Origin of the sequence: Enterococcus sp. ZJ1622 (genome assembly GCF_011038845.1) — a bacterium.
Lineage (GTDB): Bacteria > Bacillota > Bacilli > Lactobacillales > Enterococcaceae > Enterococcus_B.
In genome coordinates, this window is sequence record NZ_JAAKDW010000002.1 from 1 (window position 1) to 23,879 (window position 23,879).

22 protein-coding genes and 1 pseudogene are annotated in these 23,879 nt (G+C 40.9%); 15 read left to right on the forward strand and 8 right to left on the reverse strand.

The window, feature by feature from the left end:
* Positions 1–139: 139 nt before the first annotated feature.
* The 7 genes from G7Y42_RS01790 (at position 140) to G7Y42_RS01820 (ending at position 8,829) form a co-directional block, all read left to right on the forward strand.
* Positions 140–394, forward strand: a complete 255-nt coding sequence (locus G7Y42_RS01790) for a hypothetical protein (RefSeq protein WP_165037803.1) — start codon at positions 140–142, stop codon at positions 392–394.
* A gap of 183 nt (positions 395–577) precedes the next feature.
* Positions 578–1,957 carry an ISLre2 family transposase gene (locus tag G7Y42_RS01795; RefSeq protein WP_165037805.1) on the forward strand — a complete coding sequence of 460 codons (1,380 nt, stop codon included), beginning with the start codon at positions 578–580 and terminating at the stop codon, positions 1,955–1,957.
* Between the two features lie 619 nt (positions 1,958–2,576).
* Complete coding sequence (locus G7Y42_RS01800; RefSeq protein WP_165003875.1) at positions 2,577–4,079, forward strand: Lsa family ABC-F type ribosomal protection protein; 1,503 nt, start codon at positions 2,577–2,579, stop codon at positions 4,077–4,079.
* A gap of 68 nt (positions 4,080–4,147) precedes the next feature.
* Positions 4,148–4,696, forward strand: coding sequence for a histidine phosphatase family protein (locus tag G7Y42_RS01805; RefSeq protein WP_165003872.1), 549 nt, complete (start codon positions 4,148–4,150; stop codon positions 4,694–4,696).
* A gap of 171 nt (positions 4,697–4,867) precedes the next feature.
* A complete protein-coding gene (locus G7Y42_RS01810; protein ID WP_165003870.1) occupies positions 4,868–5,932 on the forward strand; it encodes a MupG family TIM beta-alpha barrel fold protein in 1,065 nt (354 codons plus the stop codon).
* Positions 5,932–6,828, forward strand: a complete 897-nt coding sequence (murQ, locus tag G7Y42_RS01815; RefSeq protein WP_165003868.1) for an N-acetylmuramic acid 6-phosphate etherase — start codon at positions 5,932–5,934, stop codon at positions 6,826–6,828. The genes G7Y42_RS01810 and murQ overlap by 1 nt, the downstream gene beginning before the upstream one ends.
* A gap of 12 nt (positions 6,829–6,840) precedes the next feature.
* A complete protein-coding gene (locus G7Y42_RS01820; RefSeq protein ID WP_165003866.1) occupies positions 6,841–8,829 on the forward strand; it encodes a glucose PTS transporter subunit IIA in 1,989 nt (662 codons plus the stop codon).
* Positions 8,830–8,914: 85 nt separating this feature from the next.
* Here G7Y42_RS01820 and nrdI read toward each other — a convergent pair whose 3' ends face one another.
* On the reverse strand, positions 8,915–9,361 hold the full coding sequence (gene nrdI / locus G7Y42_RS01825) for a class Ib ribonucleoside-diphosphate reductase assembly flavoprotein NrdI (RefSeq protein WP_165003864.1): 447 nt from the start codon (positions 9,359–9,361) through the stop codon (positions 8,915–8,917).
* Between the two features lie 207 nt (positions 9,362–9,568).
* Between nrdI and G7Y42_RS01830 the strand changes: the two genes are divergently transcribed.
* Complete coding sequence (locus tag G7Y42_RS01830) at positions 9,569–10,993, forward strand: basic amino acid/polyamine antiporter (protein ID WP_165003862.1); 1,425 nt, start codon at positions 9,569–9,571, stop codon at positions 10,991–10,993.
* 493 nt (positions 10,994–11,486) lie between these two features.
* Here G7Y42_RS01830 and G7Y42_RS01835 read toward each other — a convergent pair whose 3' ends face one another.
* From G7Y42_RS01835 to G7Y42_RS01845, 3 genes are all read right to left on the reverse strand, one after another.
* Positions 11,487–12,260, reverse strand: a complete 774-nt coding sequence (locus G7Y42_RS01835; protein ID WP_165003860.1) for an ABC transporter permease subunit — start codon at positions 12,258–12,260, stop codon at positions 11,487–11,489.
* Positions 12,257–13,165 carry an ABC transporter ATP-binding protein gene (locus G7Y42_RS01840; RefSeq protein ID WP_241161894.1) on the reverse strand — a complete coding sequence of 303 codons (909 nt, stop codon included), beginning with the start codon at positions 13,163–13,165 and terminating at the stop codon, positions 12,257–12,259. The genes G7Y42_RS01835 and G7Y42_RS01840 overlap by 4 nt, the downstream gene beginning before the upstream one ends.
* A gap of 163 nt (positions 13,166–13,328) precedes the next feature.
* Positions 13,329–13,649 carry a multidrug efflux SMR transporter gene (locus tag G7Y42_RS01845; protein WP_165003858.1) on the reverse strand — a complete coding sequence of 107 codons (321 nt, stop codon included), beginning with the start codon at positions 13,647–13,649 and terminating at the stop codon, positions 13,329–13,331.
* A 324-nt stretch (positions 13,650–13,973) separates the two neighbouring features.
* On the opposite strand from G7Y42_RS01845, the gene G7Y42_RS01850 reads away from it, so the two are divergent.
* Positions 13,974–14,660: a DUF969 domain-containing protein gene (locus G7Y42_RS01850; RefSeq protein ID WP_165003857.1), complete on the forward strand. Its 687-nt coding sequence runs from the start codon at positions 13,974–13,976 to the stop codon at positions 14,658–14,660.
* 1 nt (position 14,661) lies between these two features.
* Positions 14,662–15,606: a DUF979 domain-containing protein gene (locus G7Y42_RS01855; RefSeq protein WP_165003856.1), complete on the forward strand. Its 945-nt coding sequence runs from the start codon at positions 14,662–14,664 to the stop codon at positions 15,604–15,606.
* Positions 15,607–15,762: 156 nt separating this feature from the next.
* Here the strand turns inward: G7Y42_RS01855 and G7Y42_RS01860 are convergent.
* From G7Y42_RS01860 to G7Y42_RS01870, 3 genes and pseudogenes are all read right to left on the reverse strand, one after another.
* Positions 15,763–16,469, reverse strand: a pseudogene (locus G7Y42_RS01860) (putative bacteriocin export ABC transporter).
* 7 nt (positions 16,470–16,476) lie between these two features.
* Positions 16,477–18,522 carry a bacteriocin-associated protein gene (locus G7Y42_RS01865; RefSeq protein ID WP_165003854.1) on the reverse strand — a complete coding sequence of 682 codons (2,046 nt, stop codon included), beginning with the start codon at positions 18,520–18,522 and terminating at the stop codon, positions 16,477–16,479.
* An 89-nt stretch (positions 18,523–18,611) separates the two neighbouring features.
* Entirely contained in the window at positions 18,612–19,070 is a 459-nt protein-coding gene (locus G7Y42_RS01870) for a lactococcin 972 family bacteriocin (protein WP_241161895.1), read from the reverse strand.
* Positions 19,071–19,300: 230 nt separating this feature from the next.
* Here G7Y42_RS01870 and pcp point away from each other — a divergent pair, with 230 nt between their 5' ends.
* Positions 19,301–19,945, forward strand: coding sequence for a pyroglutamyl-peptidase I (pcp, locus tag G7Y42_RS01875; protein WP_165003853.1), 645 nt, complete (start codon positions 19,301–19,303; stop codon positions 19,943–19,945).
* 73 nt (positions 19,946–20,018) lie between these two features.
* Positions 20,019–21,308, forward strand: coding sequence for a hypothetical protein (locus G7Y42_RS01880; protein ID WP_165003852.1), 1,290 nt, complete (start codon positions 20,019–20,021; stop codon positions 21,306–21,308).
* 163 nt (positions 21,309–21,471) lie between these two features.
* Here G7Y42_RS01880 and pnuC read toward each other — a convergent pair whose 3' ends face one another.
* A complete protein-coding gene (gene pnuC, locus G7Y42_RS01885) occupies positions 21,472–22,221 on the reverse strand; it encodes a nicotinamide riboside transporter PnuC (protein WP_165003851.1) in 750 nt (249 codons plus the stop codon).
* A 348-nt stretch (positions 22,222–22,569) separates the two neighbouring features.
* Between pnuC and G7Y42_RS01890 the strand changes: the two genes are divergently transcribed.
* The 3 genes from G7Y42_RS01890 (at position 22,570) to G7Y42_RS01900 (ending at position 23,831) form a co-directional block, all read left to right on the forward strand.
* Positions 22,570–22,950, forward strand: a complete 381-nt coding sequence (locus G7Y42_RS01890; RefSeq protein ID WP_165003850.1) for a VOC family protein — start codon at positions 22,570–22,572, stop codon at positions 22,948–22,950.
* Positions 22,951–23,052: 102 nt separating this feature from the next.
* Entirely contained in the window at positions 23,053–23,571 is a 519-nt protein-coding gene (locus G7Y42_RS01895) for a hypothetical protein (protein ID WP_165003849.1), read from the forward strand.
* An 80-nt stretch (positions 23,572–23,651) separates the two neighbouring features.
* Positions 23,652–23,831, forward strand: a complete 180-nt coding sequence (locus tag G7Y42_RS01900) for a hypothetical protein (RefSeq protein ID WP_165003848.1) — start codon at positions 23,652–23,654, stop codon at positions 23,829–23,831.
* Positions 23,832–23,879: the final 48 nt, after the last annotated feature.

A 23,879-nucleotide genomic window follows, 5' to 3' on the forward strand; every position in this document is an offset into this window, starting at 1 on the left:
CCTATGGAAAATACCTATGGAAAATACCTATGGAAAATACCTATGGAAAATACCTATGGAAAATACCTATGGAAAATACCTATGGAAAATACCTATGGAAAATACCTATGGAAAATACCTATGGAAAGGAAAATGAATGATGAATCAATTTGAAGTTATTCAACAAAAGGTTGTTACAAAAAAACAAGAAACAACTCAAAATATTGTTCAACCATCTAATGCGATTAAAAAAATGGCAAAGCAGGAAAAAGAACGAAAAGAGGATTTTATGTTTTCTTTGTATCCTTGTGATCGTGAGAAACTGAATGAATTAGCGATACAAGCTGGATATGTTACTCCGCAAGGTCGTCCAAATGCTTCCGCATTTTTAACCGCGTTGATTCGGCAATTGTAGATAAATCAGTTTTAAAGGATCGAAGTAGGAAGGTAACGAATAAAATATATAAATAAAGTATCGGGACAGTCTAAGATGTTTCATAAAAATTTTTGCAATTATTGCTTGAATCAAATCATGCCAGGTCTTTTATACCTGGTAAGTACATAAATCAAACAACGCAGAGAGGATACGAATACAGAAATGTTAGCTATTTTTATGAAAAATTTGCAAAATATTTTTCTTTCAGAAACAGATTTTATTGTAAAGGAGAACCAATTGTTGCAACTTAGTTCAACAATAATGAATTATCTATTCAATAGATATATTAAAATGTACGAACCTGAGTTGCTTCTAAAATATCAAGCAAGAGGATATGTGATTGGAAAAAGTTCCGAGCGCAGTGTTTATTTTTTATTTGGAGAACTTACTTATACACGTACACCAGTTGAGAGAAATGGCCATATTGTTTATCCTATTGATGAGTTATTAGGAATTGAACGCTATACAAGATATTCAGTGGGAACAAAATATGCATTGGTGGAGCTAAGTATGGTGACGTCTTACCGAAAATCTTCAGAATTAATTGAAACGTTAACGAATGTAACTGCCTCGAAAGATACTGTAATGAAAGTAGTTCATGAATATGGAGAAAAATACAAAGAGCATGAAGCTTATCTTGAAGAATATGGTACGGAAGGGACACAAAAAGTTGACTATCTCTATATTGAAGGGGATGGTGTATTCGTTGGTGGTAAAGATGGAAAAAATAAAGAATTAGCGCACTTTATTGTTCATGAAGGAATAGAAACCAATGGTCAGCGCAAAAAGACCGAGAATTTAAAACAATTTGTTGGCTTAGGGCATAAGAGAACGTTAGATTATTTGGAAAACTATTTGTATCGTACCTATGACTTGAAAAATACTGTCATTGTGACCAATTCAGATGGTGGAAAAGGATATAGCCAAAAGACGTTTAAAAGTCTTTTGCCTGTGGTAAAAAGACATGAGCATTTCTTGGATCGTTATCATGTTTCGGTCAAACTTGAACAGCGTGTCTTTGTTCCAGAACTAATTCCTGTGTTCCAGAAGGCAATTAATAATTATTCTACTGAAGACTTGAAATGTGCTTTAGATACGTTAGAATCACATGCAGAAACAGAAGAACAAGAAATCCATGTAAAAAAATTAAGAGGTTATTTACGGCGAAACTGGAAGATTATCAAGCCATATCACATTCGAGAACTGCCAGGAGAGAAACAAGGAATTGGAATAATGGAGAGTCTACATCGAATCTTAACTTTTCGAATGAAGCGAAATAGCAAATATTGGGGGAAAGGACTAGAGGCAATGGCATGGTTATTGACCACGAAACGAAATGGAACAATGAAAGAGATCTTTTTAGAAAAGTGGAAAGAAGCATTTGCTTTAGATGATCGTTTAGTAGCAGAGTTAGGAAATCGTCCAAACTCCTTTTTTGATGATGAGGGGGAAAAAGTAGACAATGTAAAAACTTATGCAATTAATTATCAAAAACCGTCTAATCACACTAAAGAACGATTAGACTGGTACAAAGGCAAATAAAAAAGACCCTTTGTAAAGAACACAAAGAGTCAGGTAGGCTAATTATACACGGTAATTAGTCCAAATCTGATTTTAATTTTACGAAAATAAGTCTATCTTATTTTCGTGTTTTTTACAAGTATGAATGAAGTCTATTTTTATATTAAAATAAATAATTGAGAAAATATTTTAAAACTTAACTCTTGAAAAAAGAGCAAAATATGTTAAAGTGAAAGGGAAGAAAACAGGAGGAAACGACGTAAATTTCAAATTAAATAACACGGGATGCAAAATATATACGCAGAAATATTTTAATCTGATTTTAATTTTTTTGAGAGAACAGAGCTTCTGGGAAAATTGCAGACACATACCAAATGATTCTTTGTATTGACAGATTCTTGATTTCTGTGGTACTTTATCTGTAAATAAACGTAAAGTGAGGGATCCGTGCATTGAAAAACTAAGTCAATCGATCGAAGCTGCATTCAGACTGTACCTTGGAGAACAAGGGAGCAGTGTGCAGATTTTCAGGATTGGCGAGGTTATTTCAGTGTACGGGTCTTTTTTGTGTACCATGAGACTCGTTACCTGCTGCCAGTTCTGGAAATAGGACTGGTCTTTTTTTACGAGGTGATGAACAATGGCTAAAATAGAAATAAAACAATTGTCTTTTGGTTATGACAGCCAGGACAAGATGTTATTTGATCAAGCAAATTTAAATGTTGACACACAATGGAAACTTGGTCTGATCGGAAGGAATGGTCGCGGGAAAACTACTTTTCTGAATATCTTACGGAATCGACTTCCTTATCAGGGGCAGGTGAACCATCAGCAGGAATTCATTTATTTCCCGCAAGAAACAAAAGAAAAGGATCGTCTAACTTACTATGTATTAAACGATATTTCAGATTTTGAGCTCTGGGAAATCGAACGTGAATTGAATTTGATGCAGACAGATCCAGAAATCTTATGGCGGTCATTCGAGACCCTTTCTGGAGGTGAGAAAACCAAAGTCCTGCTTGCGCTACTGTTTGTCGATGATGTCCATTTCCCGCTCATCGATGAACCGACGAACCATTTGGATGTCGTTGGAAGACAACAAGTAGCAGAATATTTGAAAAAGAAAAAACAGGGATTTATCTTAGTCAGCCATGATCGAACATTTCTTGATGAGGTAGTCGATCATGTGTTAGCAATCGAAAAAAGTCAGCTGGAACTGTATCAAGGGAATTTCACGATCTATGAAGAGCAGAAAAAACGCAAAGATGCATTTGAGCTCGCCCAAAATGAAAAGATTAAAAAAGAAGTTAGCCGGTTGAAGAAAACTGCTGCAGAAAAAGCAGAATGGGCACGTTCGCGTGAAGGAGATAAAACCAAGCGAAGTGTAGGATTCATCGATACTGAAGCCCGAAGAATGGACAAAGGGGCGATTGGTGCAGATGCCGCACGAACGATGAAGCGATCAAAAGCGATCGTGAATCGGATGGAAACACAAATCAGCGAAAAAGAACGATTGCTAAAAGATATCGAGTATATCGATCCGTTAACGATGAATGTCCAAGCGACGCATCATCGGAGACTGCTGACTGTCGAAAAACTGCAGCTCAGCTACGATCATCCTCTATTCGAACCAATCAGTTTCTCGATCGAACCCCAGCAGAGGATCGCATTGCTTGGGCCAAATGGTTCAGGAAAATCTTCTGTGATTCATTTTCTATTTGGGGAATTCGAAGGAGAAGTGAAAGGGTCTGTTGTTCGACCCGAAAATCTGGCGATCAGCTATGTACGCCAGAATTACGAAGACAATCGCGGGACTTTATCAGAATTTGCTGAGAAAAATCACGTAGATTATCAAGCATTTTTGAATAACTTGCGTAAACTTGGCATGGAACGGGAAATCTTCCATAACAAAATCGAACAGATGAGCATGGGTCAGCGCAAAAAAGTGGAATTAGCCAAATCTTTGTCTCAACCAGCCGAACTTTATATTTGGGACGAACCTTTGAATTACCTTGATGTCTTCAATCAGGAACAGCTGGAGCAGCTCATTTTAACGATGGAACCAGCGATGCTGATCGTCGAACACGATCAGACATTTTTGGATAAAATAGCTGACCAGCAGATCACGTTATTCAAAAGATAAACCTTGTAATCGAATGCGAGACAAGGTATGGTTAAAGAAAGAACAGGTAATTAAAGGAGTGCAGACAAATGTTATATGTAACAAGACATGGCGAAACAACGTGGAATGCGCAAGGTTTAGTTTGTGGTCGTGCAGATGTGCCTTTGACAGAAAAAGGGGAGAACCAGGCGAAAGAATTGGCAAAAAAAGTGGCAGAGCTAAAAACTCCGATCACCAAGATCATCCATTCTCCGCTTCAACGAGCAAAAAATACCGCACAAGCGGTAGCTGATCAGCTGGATCTTCCGATGACAGTGGATGAGCGCTTGGTAGAAATGGACTTTGGAGATTATGACGGTGTCCCTAGCAAAGACGCCGGATTCCAAGAAGCCCGGTTAGCATTTGCCGTTCGTTTTCCGAATGGAGAATCGGTATTGGATGTGTATGCCCGGATCGTTCCGCTACTGAAAGAATGCTTGGAAGATGAAGAAAATGTCTATCTCCTTGTTTGCCATAACGCATTGATCCGGATCATCAATGCCTATTTCCATCCGATGCCCAACGAAACATTTTTTGACTTCATGGTAGACAATACAGAATTAGTTGCTTTTGAACAGTTAACTAGCAAGATGTTATAAAATGATTCATAAAGAGGGGGTTGTATATTTGATGCAACCCCTTTTTTTGTGTGGGTAATCTTTTATAAGAAATAAAATTTAATTATTTTTATAAAAGTATTGAAATATCGTTTCTAAAGCGCTATACTCAACTCATAGAAATGAAGACGGATACAGAAATGAGGGATAGAAATGTTTGGATTCTCAGTCTTTATGAATGATACGCTAACGAATGAAAAGAAAAATTATATCCGGAAAATGGCAGAAAACGGGTTTGTCGGCATTTTCACTTCGATGCATATCCCGGAAGACGATGTCTCTGCTTACAAGGATCGATTGAGAGATCTTGGTCAGGAAGCGAAAGCGAACCATTTAGAGCTGATGGTCGATATCTCCGGGGATGCGTTGGAAAGAGCGGGATTCTCGCTTGATGATCTCCAGCCATTAAAAGCAATCGGGGTAACCGGATTACGAATGGATTACCACCTGTCGAATCAGCAGATCGCACAGTGGTCGCATCAGTTGAAGATCAGTTTGAATGCGAGTACGATCACACAAAAAGATGTAAACGAACTCAATGAAGCAGGCGCTGATTTCTCACAGTTAGAAGCTTGGCATAACTATTATCCTCGGCCAGAAACCGGGTTGGATCAAGCGTGGTACGAAGAGAAAAACCAATGGCTTGCTGCACAAGGGTTCACGATCCAGGGATTTGTACCTGGGGACGAGGACTTGAGAGGACCGCTTTATGAAGGTCTGCCGACTTTAGAAAAACATCGTGGCAGTCATCCGCTAGCAGCAGCACTCGATCTGATGTCGTGTGGGACAGATCTGGTTTATATCGGAGATGCAGGACTTTCAGAAGAGGTACAGACACAGTTCTCACTCTTTCAAAAAGAACAGACGGTCATGCTCCATGTAGAAGCACTCGATGAAGAATTTTACGAGTATATCTTAGGTAAACACACGAATCGGCAAGACGAAGCTAGAGATGTGATCCGAAGCGCAGATGCTCGTTTCAGGAATATCCCTCAGATACCGCCTCGTCAAACAGGCGAACGTCTAAAAGGAACGGTCACGCTAGATAACGAAAGATACCTTCGTTATATGGGTGAGATCCAGCTGACAAAAACAGATCTGCCCGCAGATGAAAAAGTAAATCTGGTCGCATCTGTCACTGAGAAGGATCTGCCGCTTGTACAACAGATCCGTGCAGGAATGAATTATCAATTAATAAGTAAAGAAGGAAGAGAATAATGAGTAGAATCAATTTGGACAATTTAACAACAGAACGCAGAAATCAGGAGACCTTCGGATTAGATGAGATGAGCGTTTCCCAAGCCGTTCATCTAATGAATAAAGAAGATCAGAAAGTAGCAGAAGCAGTATCAAAAGAGCTTGCAAGTATCGAACCTGTCATCGCCTGTACGATCGATTCGTTCAAAAAAGGCGGACGCCTGATCTATATGGGCGCTGGCACAAGTGGACGTTTAGGTGTCTTGGATGCTGCTGAATGTGTACCGACATTCGGAGTTGAACCGGAAATGGTCATAGGATTGATCGCAGGCGGAGAAGCTGCAATGACCGTAGCTGTCGAAGGAGCAGAAGATTCTTATGAACTGGGGAAAGAAGATCTGATCCAATTGAATTTGACAGAAAACGACATGGTGGTAGGAATCGCAGCAAGCGGACGTACACCATATGTGATCGGCGGTCTTGATTACGCACGATCAGTCGGTGCAGCTACTGCAACGATCTCCTGTAATAAGAACGCAGAGATCAGCAAACATGCAGACTTGCCGATCGAAGTGGACGCAGGTCCTGAGTTTTTGACTGGTTCCACACGCTTGAAATCAGGAACAGCACAGAAGTTAATCTTGAATATGATCTCTACAATTAGTATGATTGGAATCGGAAAAGTCTTCAATAACTTGATGGTCGATGTGAAACCGACAAATGAAAAATTAGTCGAGCGTTCGAAACGGATCATCATGCAAGCAACAGATGTGGACTATGACACAGCAGAAACATACTTTAACGAAGCGGACCAAAATGTCAAACTGGCGATCGTTATGATCTTGACAAACAGTGATAAACAGACTGCCAAAGAGAAACTGGCTGGAGCAGACGGGTTCGTGAAAGGTACCTTATAAGGGGGAAAAACCATGGCAAAAAACGAATTGACTTTAGAAGAATTAGCAAAACGAATCTATGCAGGTTCTGGCGGGATGGACAATGTTGGTAGCATTGTCCACTGCATGACTCGTGTAAGAATGGATATAATCGACGATGACCTTGTCGATGTCCAAGAATTAAAAGCGATTCCAGGAGTACTTGGCGTCGTAGAAGATGAGCAGTTACAGGTCATCATCGGTCCTGGGAAAGTGAATAAAGTCGCACAAGAAATGGTCGACCTTGCCGGGGTCAAGCTAGGAGAAAAGATCTCTTCTGGTAAAGCCAGTAAAGCGAGCAGCTCTGCTTCAGGGAAAGACTTGGTGAACGAACGTGCGCAAGAAATGAAAGCGGCACAAAAATCAAAACAGAAACCATCAAAAATCAAGTCTATCCTTAAAGATATCTCAAATATCTTCGTTCCAATGATCCCAGCGTTTGTTGGTACAGGGATCGTGGCCGGGATCGCGGCAGTATTAGCGAACCTGGTAACAGCCGGAACACTAGATGCAGCAACATGGCAGCAGTATATCGATGTCATGAATATCTTGAAAAACGGGATGTTCAGTTACTTAGTGATTTACACAGGGATCAACGCTGCTCAAGTCTTTGGCGCAACGCCTACACTTGGGGGAGTAATTGGTGCAGTCGTGATGCTTACTGGGATGAATCCAGAAGCTCCATTGAAGAATCTGTTCACTGGTGAAGCTCTCTCAGCAGGACAAGGCGGGATTTTAGGAGTCATCTTTGCAGTATGGCTACTTTCGGTCGTTGAAAAGAAACTGCACAAAATCGTCCCAGATGCGGTAGATATCATCGTTACTCCGACGCTCTCACTGATTGCTATCGGTTTAGTCGAGATTTTCTTCATCATGCCTTTAGCTGGTTTCATCTCAGATGGGATGGTCGGCGGGATCAACTGGGTACTTGGCGTCGGCGGTGCGTTTGCCGGATTTGTCTTGGGAACGTTATTCTTGCCAATGGTAATGTTTGGCCTGCATCAAATCCTGACACCGATCCACGTACAGATGATTGATGAAACAGGTCGCACATTGTTACTCCCAATCCTTGCGATGGCTGGTGCCGGACAAGTCGGTGCTGCATTAGCACTATGGGTTCGCTGCAAAAAAGACAAAGAATTGACTGAAATGATCAAAGGTGCGTTGCCAGTCGGAATCTTAGGGATCGGGGAACCATTGATCTACGGTGTTACTTTGCCATTAGGTCGTCCGTTCATCACTGCTTGTATCGGAGGAGGTATCGGTGGTGCAGTGATCGGACTGATCGGGAATGTAGGCGCCATCGCGATCGGACCTTCAGGAGCCGCTTTGATTCCATTGATCTCTGACGGAAAATGGCTAGGTTATGTTTTAGGTTTACTCGCTGCCTACGCTGGCGGATTTGTTGCTACATTCTTCTTTGGTATCCCAAAAGAACAATTGGAAAAAGAAGAGTTAGCCGTAGAAGCCGTGCCAACAACAGTTACACCAGCACAAGCAGCACAAGCGAGTACGACAGCAAGCGAAATCGTTTTGACAGCTGTAGCAGATGGAACAGTTGTTTCACTAGATAAAGCAAGCGATCCAGTATTTGCTCAAAAAATGATGGGTGAAGGTTATTTCGTCGAACCTATCAACGGGCATATCTATTCACCTGTTACAGGTATTGTCAGTTCTGTCTTTCCAACGAAACATGCGATTGGCATCACCACGCCAAATGGTTTAGAGATCTTGCTCCACATGGGAATCAATACAGTGGATTTAGGCGGTACGCCATTCGACGTGAAAGTGGCAGAAGGACAACAAGTCACAACAGATACATTAGTTGCTGAAGCTGATCTGGAAGCAATTAAAGCAGCCGGAAAAGAAACTTCGATGATGGTCTTGGTGACCAATATGGATCATGTGAAAAATTTTGTCTTGGAAAAAACGGGCGAAGCAAAAGCGAAAACGCCAGTGATGGATGTCGCAGCACAAAATTAGACAGATAATGGCGAGAAGAAAAGAAGAGAACGGGATTCATCCGATCTCTTCTTTTTGTTTCATCGTGTGTAGTTTTAGTTTTTTACTATTTATGGTTTTCTACTAAGATCTGATAAACACGCGCTACATCAGCTGGTGTTCCTCGTAATTCATAATCTGCCAAGAAAGGAAACCCGAAACGTTGCGCATACTGCTTTGCGGTCAGACAATACTGGTTATTGAAATTTTTATTGCCACTTCCGACGACACCAAGGCAAAGTTTGTGGTTCTCTTCATATTCTAGATATTCACGCATGGTCTCAGTCAAGATTTCTGTATCTCCGTTATCTAGACCGTTTCCACCATCCAAATAAGTCGGAACAAAAGTGAAGAAAGGTTCAGTCTCCTTTTCAAAATCACTGTTTTCGTGGATTTCTTTCAAGCTGATCTCAGGGAAATCCGCGTTTCTTTCGTGTTGCGTTTTAGCATATTCAGCGAGATGCTTAGCGAAGGCACGCGTATTTCCGGAGATCGAGATATATAAAATGTTCATAGATTTTCCTCCCATCATTTCTTTTCAGTATAGCATTTTTTTGAAGTGAGGAGGAAGGCAGTTCGCATCAAGAGAGGCGGTTTTCTTGTATAATTAGAAAAAAGCCGGTAAAATTATAATTCAATTAGAGTTTTTATGAATGAAGTAAAATAAAAATTGGTTTGTTATACTTTTAATAAAAGCGGTTTTATTTTGGAGGATGTTTACATGGATACAGAGCAACAGAAAAAAGGAATTGGATTGATTCCACTTGCTGCCTTAGTGATTGGGTCAGCGATTGGAGGTGGCGTTTTCGGGATCATTACGGACATCTCCGGATCGGCTGGCGGCCCGGCTATACTCAGCTGGGTACTGGTCGGAACAGCAATGTTGATGCTCTCGTTATCAATCAATAATATCAATAAAAAACGTCCTGAGTTAAAAGGCGGGATCTTCAGTTACGCAGAAGCTGGTTTTGGACGCTTCGCGGGATTCATCAGCGGCTGGGGCTACTGGCTCACTTGCTGGCTTGGGAATGTCGCATTCGCTACATTACTGATGAGTGCTATCGGTTATTTCTTCCCGATGTTCGAGGGAGGGCAAAATATCCCTTCGATCATCATGAGTACAGTCTTCTTATGGGGGTACGCGTGGCTAGTCAACCGCGGTGTGGAAAATGCCAGTTATGTCAACGCGATTGTGACGATATGTAAACTGGTTCCATTATTCTTGTTTATTGTCGTGGCGATCAGTACATTTTCGATCCAGCAATTCATCGATAATTTTTCAAGTGACATCATACTAAATGCAAATGGACAGCCGGTCCCTTTTTCTAGTCAGATCTTGAGCTGTATCATGGTCATGCTATGGGTATTTGTCGGGATCGAAGGAGCTTCTGTCGTCGGTTCTCGGGCAAAGAAAAAATCCGATGTCGGAAAAGCGACGATTCTTGGGATTTTCGGGCTCATCCTTATCTATGTGCTTGTCTCGATGCTTCCATACGGGACGATGTCGATGCATGAATTACAAACGATCAATACGCAGCCGGCAATGGGCTATGTGTTTGAAATGATGGTCGGTAAGTGGGGAGCTGTACTGATCAATGGCGGTTTGATCATTTCGCTAGTAGGGGTGTGGCTGTCATGGACAATCCTGCCGATCGAAACAATGCGGAACATGGCAGAAGATGGACTGCTTCCAAGTAAATGGGGGAAGGTCAATAAAAAAGGCGCACCGACTTATGCGATCGTGCTGACGACGTTATGTACGAATGTTTTCTTACTATCATTGCTGTTTACAGATAGTGCCTATAATTTTGCTTATACTTTAGGGACAGCAGCGATTTTCTTCACCTGGCTTTTCCTTGGATTGTATCAGATGAAACTTTCTTATCAACGGAAGGAATGGGTACAGTTTACAGTAGGGTTTCTAGCCAGTGCTTTTCAAGTCTGGGCAATGCTAGTCGTAGCATTCAACGAGGTCATGCTGGTTTTAGTTTTATTCTTGCCGGGTATTTATTTCTACCTCAAAGCAAGAAAAGAGCAGAAGATGCCAGCTCAGCATTTCCGTTTGGATAAATTCCTGCTGATTGCGGTAACGATGATAGGGACAGTTACCATCGTTTTGTTTGCGACCGGAGTCTTGCATGTGTGAGAGGTTGTGAAAAAGCTGTCCTGCATCAAGCAGTAAGAACGATCAGATAAAAATAGCTTTCCATATTTTTCATCTGATTGGGCTTAGTGCCGTAGATGCAAGCTTTTGAACACCGTTTAGTGGAGAGGTCGTGACAACTTCGTTTTGACGTGAGTATTAGAGAAAAAAATGTAAAACAGCTCCTCATATTTTCTTATTGAGTGAGTTTATCACCGAGAAGTAGCAATCAGAACACTGTTCATTCGAAAAAAGGGTATGACAACCGTTTGTCATCAAGGAGCCTTGATTGGTTCCTTTTTTATATTCTTATTTGTTACTTACTACAACACAAATGTATTAGATTCTTACTGAAGCATCACATTACATATGTTTGACAAACCATAAAAACAGGTCAAATGACCTGTTTCAACCTGTAGACAAAAGCATATAGTTCTCCTCTTAATAAAAAGAAAAACGATGCTTTTGTCATACGCTCTATTTTCGCTGAAATACATCAGACATTCTTTCGCTTGAACACGATATAGCCTAGGCCTAAGAATAAAACGATGTAGACAAGATTACCGAGGATCATCTGATTCGTGGTCAAATGAGTCATCTGCTGCATCATTTCTTCATTTCCAATCTGGTTTTGCAAGTTCAGCATGCTGATTGGATTCCATTTCAGCCAGTTCCATTTTTCTACTGCAATGAATAATAAACCAGATATGACAGAAGAAGCAAAGTAGAAGACGATCCCAGCTGAGATTGCTGCACCAGAACTGTTGATGAAACAAGCTAACATCAGGACTAAACTAAGGATCAGCCATAATCCGATATAACTTCCGATCGTATAGGTAGCTAATGCCTCAATCATCGTTTGTCCAGAAGAAAGTGTCTTAGTGAAAGAAATCTCTGGAAAAAGTACGAGTTTTGCGATGAGTGTTGTAACGATCGTCAAAAGATATAAATAAAGAGAATATAAGACCAATGTGATCCATTTGCTAGCCAGAATCTGTCCGCGGGAATATCTGCGGTACAGCAGGTTTTTCAGCGTACCATGCTGGGATTCCATCGCGATGATCGTGCTTGCGGCAGCGATCATGATGAAAACGATCCAGGAAGTGGCACCGAACAATTGAGTGATCATCTCGTGAGGATTGATCAGATCAGAATATTTATTGGACAAAACAGCCGCTGCTGCGATCAGGATCACTAATAGGATCGAGAGGACAACTGTTGATTTTTTCTTGATTAATTTAAACATTTCTTGTTTGACAAGTAGCATCATTTGACAGCACCTTCCTTAGCAGAATCCAGTATTTCTAACAAGGATGATTCCAAGTCGTTGACGACATGCTGTACATCCAATACAGTGATGTTGTTCTGAGTCAATAATTGTATGACTGCACCCAATTGTTTTTCGTCTTCTTTCAGCAACTTGATAGAAAAATCATCCATGATATGGTAACCAGATGCCTGCAGTAGTTTTCGCGCAGTGGTGTCATCAGAAGTCTTGATGATCATGAAGTCTTTTGCTGCTTGGTTCAGCTCTTCCATTGAGCATTGCCGCACGATTCTTCCCTGATCGATCACGACGAGTTCATCCGCCATTTTCTCAAGTTCACTCAAGATATGGCTGGAAACAAGAAAAGAAGTACCTTGACGAGCCAGTTCGGTGATGATTCCTCTGACGTCTCTCGTTGCCTGAGGATCGAGACCATTCATCGGTTCATCTAAAATCACGATAGAGGGCTTGTTCAGTAAAGCTAAAGCAATCCCGAGTTTTTGCTTCATTCCCAGAGAGTAGGATTTCGCTTTTTTGTGGATATATTTTTCCATTTTTAATTGACTGATGATCGATTCGAGTACGTTCCTGTCATTTGATTCTGAAAATAACTTCAGATGATCATAACCAGACAAATACGGGTAGATTCCAGGGTATTCGATCAAGGCTCCCACTTGTTCCAAGCCTTTGTGACTCGATGGAGAGATCACATGATCACCAATCTGGATCGTTCCTTTCGAATATTGGATCAACCCCAAGATCGCTTTCATGATAGTGGTTTTACCAGCTCCATTCGGTCCGACTAGTCCGACGATTTTTCCTGGTTCCAATGAAAAATTGATATCGATCAGTGCTTCTTTACGGCCATAGTTTTTATACAATTCCTGCACAGACAAACTTTCTTTCAAAAACATTCACTCCCTTTTTTATAATTGGTTTCAGCATACACCTAGATGTATCGGTTGTCCCTCGGTCGGTGGTCTTAATTTTTAAGTTTTTGATAAAAGATTAAATTTTTACAAAAAGAAGGCAATCTGGAAATAGACCAGACGACCTTCTTTTTTGATGGAATTAATGTCCACTCGTTAGTTTGAGGCCAATGATACTGATCAGTAAAAGACCGACGAAAAACCAGGTGGAACCATTCAATTTGTCATGGAATAAAACAACGCCGATGATGACAGATCCCACAGCGCCGATCCCTGTCCAGATCGGATAAGAAAGGCTCATCGGCAGATGTTTGAGTGCCTTCGACAGAAAATAAAAGCTGGCGATCATGCCAAGGATAGTGTATACAGAGTAATTCAATTTAGAAAAACCATCACTCCATTTCATCATCGTGGACCAGAAAACCTCCAGCATCCCGGCAATCACCAATTCGATCCAAGCCATAAAAAATACCTCCTTGTTTATTTTGCACAAAAAAGAGGAGAACCATTCCTTCAAAGACCTAACGGAATGATCATCCTCTTTATACTACCCGGTGGCAGTTGCTATATTTTTTTTAGTATAGCACATCTCGAAGAAAATTGAAGTATCGAAGCATTTGCGATCACCGTTTGATTGCGTGCAAAAACTGTAAGCTATCAACGACGATGATCCTTCCAGAAGAAGAATTATTTTAAAATAACGAACGTTTCCTTCTTAACTGACTATATTTTCCAAGTTTTTTGCTTTATAATTAAAAAAATATTGTCATTTTATGGAGGAAAGTACATGGAAAATTATCTCAGCCTTTTAGGCGTCTTAATTGTGATTCTCGGCTTTGCATTCAAGCTGGACTCGATACTGATCGTGATGGTCGCTTTAGTTGTGACTGCGTTGACCGGTGGTTTGGGTATCCAGGGAATGCTTGAACTGTTAGGCACAAGCTTTGTGAATAACCGGGGGATGGCGATTTTCATCATCATTATGCTAGCGACAGGAACACTTGAAAGAAATGGACTGAAAGAATCTGCCGCTTCACTCATCAAACGATTCAAAAAAGTATCCGCAGGGATGATCGTCGATATTTACGGTATTTTCCGGATGATCTTCGCTGCTTTCAATGTGAGCTTTGGAGGAGTTGCTGGATTCGTTCGTCCGATCATTTTGCCTATGGCACTAGGAACGATCGAATCAAAAGGTCTCAAAGTCCATCCGAAGCATGAAGAAGAACTGAAGGGGATGGCTTCTGCGATGGAAAATGTCTGCTGGTTCTTCGGTCAGGTGCTGTTTATCGGTGGAGCAGGCGCATTGCTTGTCCAGTCGACATTGAAAGATCTAGGATACGAAGTGACTCTGGGGCAACTTGCTTTAGTGGAGATTCCTGTTGCCATCACTGCTTTAGTCGTCGCAAGTGTCTACTTTTATCTGAAAGAAAAGAAACTAGCGAAGAAATATTATTCAGGAAAGGGGCAATAAGATGAATTTTTTTGCGAATCCGGATATTTTACTAGGGGACAAATTACTTGAGATCCTTTATATCATCATGGGGCTGGTCTTGATCTATACAGGGATCAGGAATCTGACAGACAAAAGCAATCCACATCGCTATGGCTCCGCTTTTTTCTGGACAGTATTAGGTGTTGTTATTGCAGGCGGGAGATGGCTTCCTGCACTTGTAAATGGCGGTCTGATCTTTGCGATGACGATCCCGGCTATCGCTAAGAAAGTAAGCAAAGGCGACAGCCGTCTTCCATCAAAAGAATATATGGAAAAGATGTCAGACAAATTAGGGATGAAAATTTTTATCCCAGCACTGAGCATTGGTGTGTTTGCTATTTTATTCGCTTTATTCACGAATTTAGGTGCGTTGGTCGGTGTTGGCGTCGGTGTGTTTGCCGCGATGTTCATCTTGATGTTTTTCTCTCGAGACAACCGGCCTGTCACATTCCTTGATGATGCGGCAGATATGCTGGGAACAGTTGGACCATTGAGTATGCTGCCGATGCTCTTGGCTTCTCTAGGTGCTGTCTTTACCAGTGCTGGTGTAGGAACAGTGATCTCCGATGCTGTGGGTACGATCGTGCCAGAAGGGAATGTGAACATCGGGATCATTATCTATGCACTTGGCATGGTGGTCTTCACTGTGATCATGGGCAATGCGTTTGCAGCGATCACGGTGATGACTGTAGGAATCGGTGCTCCTTTCGTATTCAGTCACGGGGCGAATCCGGCCTTGATCGGGATGGTCGCGCTGACTTGCGGCTTTTGTGGGACATTGCTGACACCGATGGCTGCTAACTTCAATATCGTACCTGTTGCGATGCTAGAAATGAAAGACAAATACGGAGTGATCAAGAACCAGTTGTTTATTGCGTTGTTTATGCTGGTTTTCCAAATTGCTTATATGATTTTATTCAAATAAAAGATGAAAGAAGAGGTTGTGACAGGACACTTGTCGCAACCTCTTCTTCTAATGGCGTAGATGCAGGACAGCTTTTTCACAACCTCATACACGGTGTTCAAAAGCTTGCATCTGCGGCACTAAGCCCAAACAGATGAAAAACATGAGGAGCTGTTTTTATCTGTTTGTTCTTACTGCTTGATGCAGGACAGCTTTTTCACAACCTCTTTTTAAGTTTCCTGCCACGAATCAATCGAAAAAGAACGAGGACTTTTTTCGATGATATAAGGATCATGGGTGACGACAATGACCGTTTTTCCTGCATGATGCTGTTGAAACAGCAGTTCAAGGATATGGTTGCGGTTTTCATTATCTAAAGAGCCAGTGGGTTCATCTGCTAGGATCAGTTCTTTGTCTTCTAAGAGCAACTTCGCAAAGGCTAAGCGTTGCTTTTCTCCGCCAGATAGACGATAAACTTTTGTTTTCAGCGGGTACTCTAGGGATACTTGAGCAAGTGCTTCTTGTTGCTGTTTGATTTTTTCTCTTCTTCTGGTCTTTCGATAGATGAAGGGGATATTCAAATTGTCCATGATCGTTTCATCTTCGACCAGTCCATGGTTTTGGAAAAGATAGGAGATCTTGTTTCTACGGAGTAAAAGCGCTCGCTTGCTGTTGACTTTCGGTGCTCTTTCTCCGAATAATGAGATTGTTCCTTTATCGAATGAATCGATCAGTCCCAATAGATTCAAAAGTGTGGATTTTCCTGCACCGCTTTTTCCGTGGATCGTCCAGAATTCTCCCTGATGGATCGACAGGGAGACAGCATCGAGGACGAGTTTTTGTTTGTAGGTTTTTGTGACATTGTCTAATTGGATGAGTGGCATAGAAAGGTCATTCTCCTTTTAATATAGTGGCTTTTTCTTTTCTTTCCAAACGAGACAAGGTGAGAAAGATCATGCTCATCTCTAAGATAGAAAAAAGAATCAGGCTCTGGAACCAAACAAAAGGCGCATCCATGAAATTCGTGTATAAAATCAATGCACCATATTGTATGAAAAACGGCAAGAAAATCATACGATAGGTTTTGATCATGGATATACCATTCAATCGCCAAATCGTATATTTCTGCTTTTTGATCTTCAAAGAAATCAAGACCAGATAACCGATCATCGTGAGTAGCAAATAAAGAGCAAAGAGAATCTCCAGACTACGTCGTCTGATTTCACCAAGTTCTCTTTGAAAATCTACTTTTTTGATTTCTGAAAGCGGAGTGAGGACTGGATAATTGTCCAATAAATAGTTTTCTTCTAGTACTTTTCTGATCGGTTCGAAGGTTTTCTCGACCGATTGGGTGATAGGAACTTTGACTGGGTCGAAATATCCACCACCATTAATGATCTGACGGAGATTCCCCGCACTGTTGTTTCTCGTTTGGACTTCGATGACGTTCGGATAGTGAATGATCGTTTCTTCTGGATGAAATGTAGGAATCTCTTGTTTGGACCGGATGAGATAAAAATCAGCTTGTGATTCCTCCAGAAAGTAGCCATGCAAGCAATGTTCTTTGATTTCTTGGAACTGGCCTTCTAGTCTTTCTGGTACTAGAAAGACTCGCTGCGTTTCCTCAGGAGAGACCGCTATTTTTTGTCCAGTTGCGCTGATGATCGGATATTTTTGCAAATAATTGACATTCACACAAATACTGCGGTTGATCTCTTCTTCTTCCATAAAGTAACTGATTGTATCGATTAGTAGCATCCCATTTTCTTCCAGGTATTGATACAAGCGGTCTTGCTGGGCACTCAATACATTGTTTTCGATACTGATGACTTCATGATTGTTCTTCCCTGAATAGGTATTATAGAATACCGCATACTCAGAAAATTCATCTGGATAGCTAGGAGGAAGAAGCGACAGATTGACCATCTCTACCAGAGGAAGGAGACTTGCCAAGCACCAGACAAATGCGATCGTCTTGAAGAAATAAAGCGAAAAAATAAAAGTTCTAGCATATGATCTCCTATTGAGATTCTCAGCAAAAGAAGTGGTGCATAAGAAATAAACGATACATAGCAAACTAACGATCGAAACGGCAAAAAAAGCAGCTTGGTGGCTCATGTTCGAAAGAAAGATCGATGGGTCGAAAAGCAACTGGACGAAACAACACAGGCCGAACAGGAAAAGCAGATGCTTTATCAGGACTTTATATAAAATCGCCACACAAGAAAGCCCATTCAATCGAAGAATCGACAACTTTCTTGCATCATCGAATAGCCACAAAGCGGTGAATAACAGGAAGAAGACCAGACTGATAAAGATCAGATTTCTCACAGGTCGAAGATCAAGTGACATGATGGTCTCTGGGTAGTCTGTATATTGAAAATCATGGATCTTGAATGAAGGTTGGTAGAGTGCATTATACTTAGTCATCAAGCTTTCGATGAATGCTGATACCTTCTCTGGATTTTGGGTCTCCACAAATTTCGTTGCTTCTTTAAAGGAAGGCAGCTCTGCCAATGGATGATTGTTGAACGTAGCATAATTGATCGTATAATGCTGAGTCGAAAGGTGCGTTGCTGAAGGTTGATTCAGCAATGTTCTCAAATCAAGTTCAGTAGAATAATAGTCGATCACGACTAGATCAACACGTGGATCAGGCTTTCCATTTGTGACTTTATAAGTTCCGTTCGTTTCGCGAAAAAGTACGTTCAAGTGCTCCGCTTCTGCTGTTTCGAGCAAAATGGCCAGATTTCTCGAAAAGTTTTGTCGATCGTCTTGGATCGTTCGAGGTAGATCGAACGATTGGTATTTTTCAGGGAGCGAATAGCTGTCGGTGATGATCCTTTCTTGTGTCATCTCTTGGACATAAAAGAAAATCACGAAGGAAAGGATGGAAAAAAGCACGTATACATTCAACCGAATAAGTTTATTGTTCATGAAATGTGATCCTTTACTGTTAAAATTAGGCAGCGAATTTTTAATGATGTCTGATGAAAACATCAATAGAATTACTTAGAGGTAACTAATCACCAGCCGTAATATGCTAAGCCTGTGTGTTTGCTTTCACCTGTTACAATAGCATAGGCATACTTGTTTGCCCTAGCATAAACAGTTCGTCTATTGTTACCAACTACTGCTGTTGCATAGTGATAATAGTCATAATGATTGAAATTTGACCAAGCCTGTTTGGTCCCCCATGCTACTTTCGGCCAATTATGCGTCCCGTATGTCCAGTGACCACGGTAGATATGGACAGAGCCTCTACTTTCTATAGGGGATTCCGCTGTAAGGGATGGATCTGTAGTACCAATCACTTTCCCATCGTCATCTAGAACGACTCCTCCTGATTTAGGCATGTCATCGGTTATCCGGACTTCATTGATTGGATCTGTTACTGTGTCAGCGTGTGCATCTACTTGTACCAAAGTAGGGACGGTGCTTCCTAAAAGAAGGCTGATTTTAAAGATAGTTGTTATTTTTTTCATATCGCGTTTCCTTTCTGAGAGAATGGTATTGGTGATGTTTTCATCAGACAATCTTTATATTAAAGGAAAAGAATCCGTTTGCAAAGGGGCAAATTTCCTAAATTTCCTAATTTTTCATTAAATTGATTTTGTTATGTTATTTAAAGCATACATCGCTTGTTTACGCTGACGAAGGAAAATGGTATGATAAGAGAACGATTAGTTAATGAAAGCTGACGGAGGAATAACAGATGAAAGTACTAGTAACAGGTTTTGATCCATTTGGCGGAGACAAAGTGAATCCAGCCTATGAAGCAGTAAAGAAAATGCCGGATGAAATCAGTGGCGCTGAGATCATCAAAGTGGAAGTACCGACCGTATTCGAAAAAAGCGGCCAAGTAGTCAAAGAAGCAATCCAACAGCATCAACCGGATATCGTGATCTGTGTCGGTCAAGCAGGAGGACGTTCTGCGGTTTCTTTTGAACGCGTAGCCATCAATTTGGCAGAAGCAAGAATCCCTGATAACGAAGGTAACCAGCCTTTTGATACCGCTTTGGTAGAGGAGGGCCCAGCAGCGTATTTCACTTCTTTGCCAATCAAGGCAATGACGAAAAAGGTGCAGGAACAAGGGTTGCCAGCATATATCTCTTATACAGCAGGAACTTTTGTCTGCAATGACATCATGTATCGTCTGCTGCATTTGATCGAAACAGAATTCCCAACTGTACGAGGCGGATTTATCCATGTCCCATTTTCGCCAGATCAAGTGATCGATCGTCCAGTAGGAACACCATCTATGTCTTTAGAGGATATCGCCGCTTCATTGACCTATGCAGTGGAAGCAGCCGTAGAAAATAAAGAAGATATCGCCGGCAATGCCGGGACGACACACTAATTTAGCAAGAAAACACGGCTGGTCGCTAACGATAGTTAGCTTCCAGCCTTTTATCATTAGGAAGGAAAGAAACGTGGAAGAGTGGCAAGAAGTATTTGAAGAATGGTTTCCAAAAGAACTCAACAAAACCTATCCGATCAAAGTCTCGAAACAGTATACAAGCAGTCAGCGGTGGGAAATCTACGAGAAACTGACGAAGGATCAGCGAGTGTTAGTGGACCGGTATCGTCGTTATCTGATCAATTCGCGCTTTATGGAAGAGAATTATCTGGCAGCAACAGATTGGGTATTTTCAGATTTCAAGATCAATCCTTTTTTCCGTACAAAAAGGAGACAGCAAAAACTCTATTGTGATTGTGGGAGAGAATTGAAGGTACAGTATATTGTAAAATCAGTAAAAACCGGCAAAACGTTAAAATTAGGGATCAATCATTTTGCAGAACATCTGCATGTCTCCCCAGCAATCGCCTCCTCGATCCATCAGGGAATGACGAAAGTCGACTTAGCGCTCGATGAACTATTATGGCTCAAACAGCAGAATATCGAATTTCCCGAACGGCTATGGCAGGAATACTGTTTTGCGCTTTATCAGAACCGCCGTTTGAAAAATCCGTATCTTCCAGATGAAAAATTGGCAAAACGCGTAGCTGATTTTCGAAAAGCAAGGATGCCGATTTATTTAGCTGATCATCAAGCGTTGACGCAAGAAATCCGCCATATCGATCAGCAAATACAGAAACAGCCAAAAAAAAGCCGAGCAAAGAGAGAATTGTTCGATGATTTTTCTGATGAACTGACAAAAGACGTAGAAGCATTTCTGGCAAATTACCGTACTTTTTTACGGAAAGACTGGCAATCGGTCTCATTTGACGGCAAAGAACATCAGTCGATGGCTTTTTTTGAGAATTTCCTCTCTCTCTTGAGAAAGACAAAACGTCAGCAGACGCCTGAGCAGCAAGCGAAGATGGAAACATACGCAAACAAACAGCGCTTTATCCAGCCGGCCATATATATGTACATTTGGAAACAATACTGTCGGTACGGATTCACGGAAGGATTTTTTGACAGTATCCCTCGTGTGATGCGAAATGGTTTCTTGAAGGTGCTTCGTAGGGAACAGCGAACGGAACAGCCAGACGAACAAAGAGGGAAAGAAGAGAAAAAACTGATCACACCAGAAATGTGGGGGCAGATCGCAGAGGATATACGAACCAAAAGCGTGCAGCAAGTAGTAACCAGATGGGAAGAAAAAAAGTATCGTTTTACGAACGAACAGAAACAGGCACTTGAACATTATCAAAAATTAGAGAAAGTTTTTCATTTAGACGAGGAAACAAAAACCTACTTGAAGGGATTATTATAAAAAAGAAGAGGTTGTGACAAAAGGATTGTCACAACCTCACACACGGTGTTCCAGAAGTAGCTTCTTCGAAAATAAGCCGGAATTTCACAAAAATTTGAGAAGAAATTTTCGTCAATTCCGGCTTATTTCTTGAAGCTGCCCACTTCTGTCACAACCTCTTCTTTTATACGTGTTGCTGTGTAGCGTAGTAATCTTCTTCCATTTTCTGCATGCGTTCGCGTTCTTTTTTGTTATACCAAGGAGAAACGGTGAATGCCAGTACATCGTTGATCAAGTAGACTGAACTGTTGACAAACATTGCTAGACTTGCAGAGCCGTGAGTGAATGAGATGTACCAGAGAACCATTTGAGCAAGTCCTGAAGCTAGCCACCAATAATATTGGTTGTTATAGCGCAAGAAGCTGATGACGCCAGCTGTCAAGCTGATCGAAAAGGCGATCGCATCTATCCAAGGACGAGGATCATCTGTATATGTTCCAATCAAGAAGCCTGATACTAAGTAAACGAGAATGGTAGCAACGATAGCAATGAACCAGATTTTACCAGTAAATTTACGGATTTTTGAAGCCATATTATGGTTCCATTCTTTACTTAACAATACTGGGATATCCAACGTGATCATATAAGCGATCTGCTCACCGATGCTTAAATAGTTTTTAGCAGAAAAGCCGACAATTATAAAACAGATGGCAGACAAGATACCTAAAATACCATTGACCGATTTTGCCGCATTGATAGACAAAATACATAATACACCGAGTGTGGTACCAATAAAGGTGATAATAGAAAGCCATGTGATCGGGCTATTGACTAAGGTCATCACCTGACAACCAAGGCTGAAAAAGAAAAGATAATAATTTTGCTGCGGCCAGCCTTTTAGCTGATGAGCTAAAAACTGAAAATATGACTTCATGTATAAAGACTCCTTCAGGCACTAAATGTAGTGTGTGCTGTATTTGATAACACAATCTATTGTATGCTTTTCAAAAAAAAAATCTAGTCTTTCAATTATAAATAATTTGTGTTATGATATTTTTCTGTTTGTTTTCTGGAAACTTCAAGCAGCTTACATTCATAAACAGCAAAAACAGGGGACATCACGTATTAACGCGGGAGGGTCTACCTGTTTTTTGTGTTTTGCTTTCAATCAGAAAATGAAGAACAGTCTAATGCTTTTTTCTGCGTATTCCTTTACAATAATAGGAAAAGAAAAAACAATCAATTTAATAGAAGTAAATCAAATCGAAAGTGGAGTGAGTTTATGAATTTATCAGCGATCCATCATGTAGCCATCATTGTCTCAGATTATCAGAAATCTCGTCATTTTTATGTCGATCAATTGGGGTTCGAAGTGATACGCGAAAATTATCGAAAAGAAAGAAATGATTATAAATTAGATCTGAAGCTAGGCGATTCGGAATTGGAGATCTTCGGGATCGCAGATGCGCCAAAGCGACTGAATTATCCAGAAGCTTGCGGGTTGCGCCATTTAGCTTTTAAAGTAGAAAATATCGAAGAAACGATCGCCGAACTCCATGCAAAAGGGATCGAAACAGAACCAGTCAGAGAAGATACCTTTACAGGAAAGAAAATGACGTTTTTCTTTGATCCAGATGGTCTTCCTTTAGAATTACACGAATAGACAGGCAAAAGTAACAAAATTGTCACTTTTTGTTTATTCCATTCGATTTTTTCAATAAATCTAACCTGTTATGCTAGAAAAAAAGATACAGGAGAAGAAATGATGAAAAAATTAGTTTTCAGCGTAGCACTTGTCGCAGTGATCGGTATTACCGGAAGTTTAGGGCTGTTGCATGCTGCCTTTCGACTTGATGATATCAGTGAACAGGAATACAGGGTCTCTTTAAAGGAAGCAACAGCTATTTTTGAACAAGAATTCCATCAAAGTGAAGTAGAAAGCATCCAGTTTGCAGCGGAAAAAGAGACAGATAAGGTAACTAATGCAGCCTATGAATATTTATTTTTTTGTCCGGACAAAGTGATCGCCATCCATCCAACGACTGGAAAAACCGTTGCACGCACTTACGCCAAAAAGGAAAATAAAAATAACGAAATGATCGATGTGTCGGAAGCAGTCAAGTCAAAAAAACCGCAAACAGCAATGAAAGAAGCCATGACTGTTTGTGGTCGAAAGGACGCAAAAGCTGAGAATTGGGAAATGATCAAAAAAGGTGGGAAACTGTATTATCAAATCCAAGTAGCAGTAGACGACGAAGCAGAAAAAGTATTGATTTCTGCGTGATATAGGAGGGATATCGCTTCTCTTTTTTTCAATATAAGAGTAAGCTAAAGGGGTAAAAGACGAAAGGAAGTCGAGAAATCATGGAAAAAATGAAGTGTCCTAATTGCGGTAAAAAATTCACGTATGAAGAAGTCAATAATGTCGTTGAACATGCTGATAAGGAAATGCCGGTTGTCTGCCCGTATTGCCGAACAGAAGCAGCAAGGATCGTTTCTCACGGCTACTTTGTCACACAAAAAATAGAAGATTATTTAAAATAACGATTTTGCGCTTTCCTTTTTTGCATGGTAGAATGAAGAAAAGGAGAG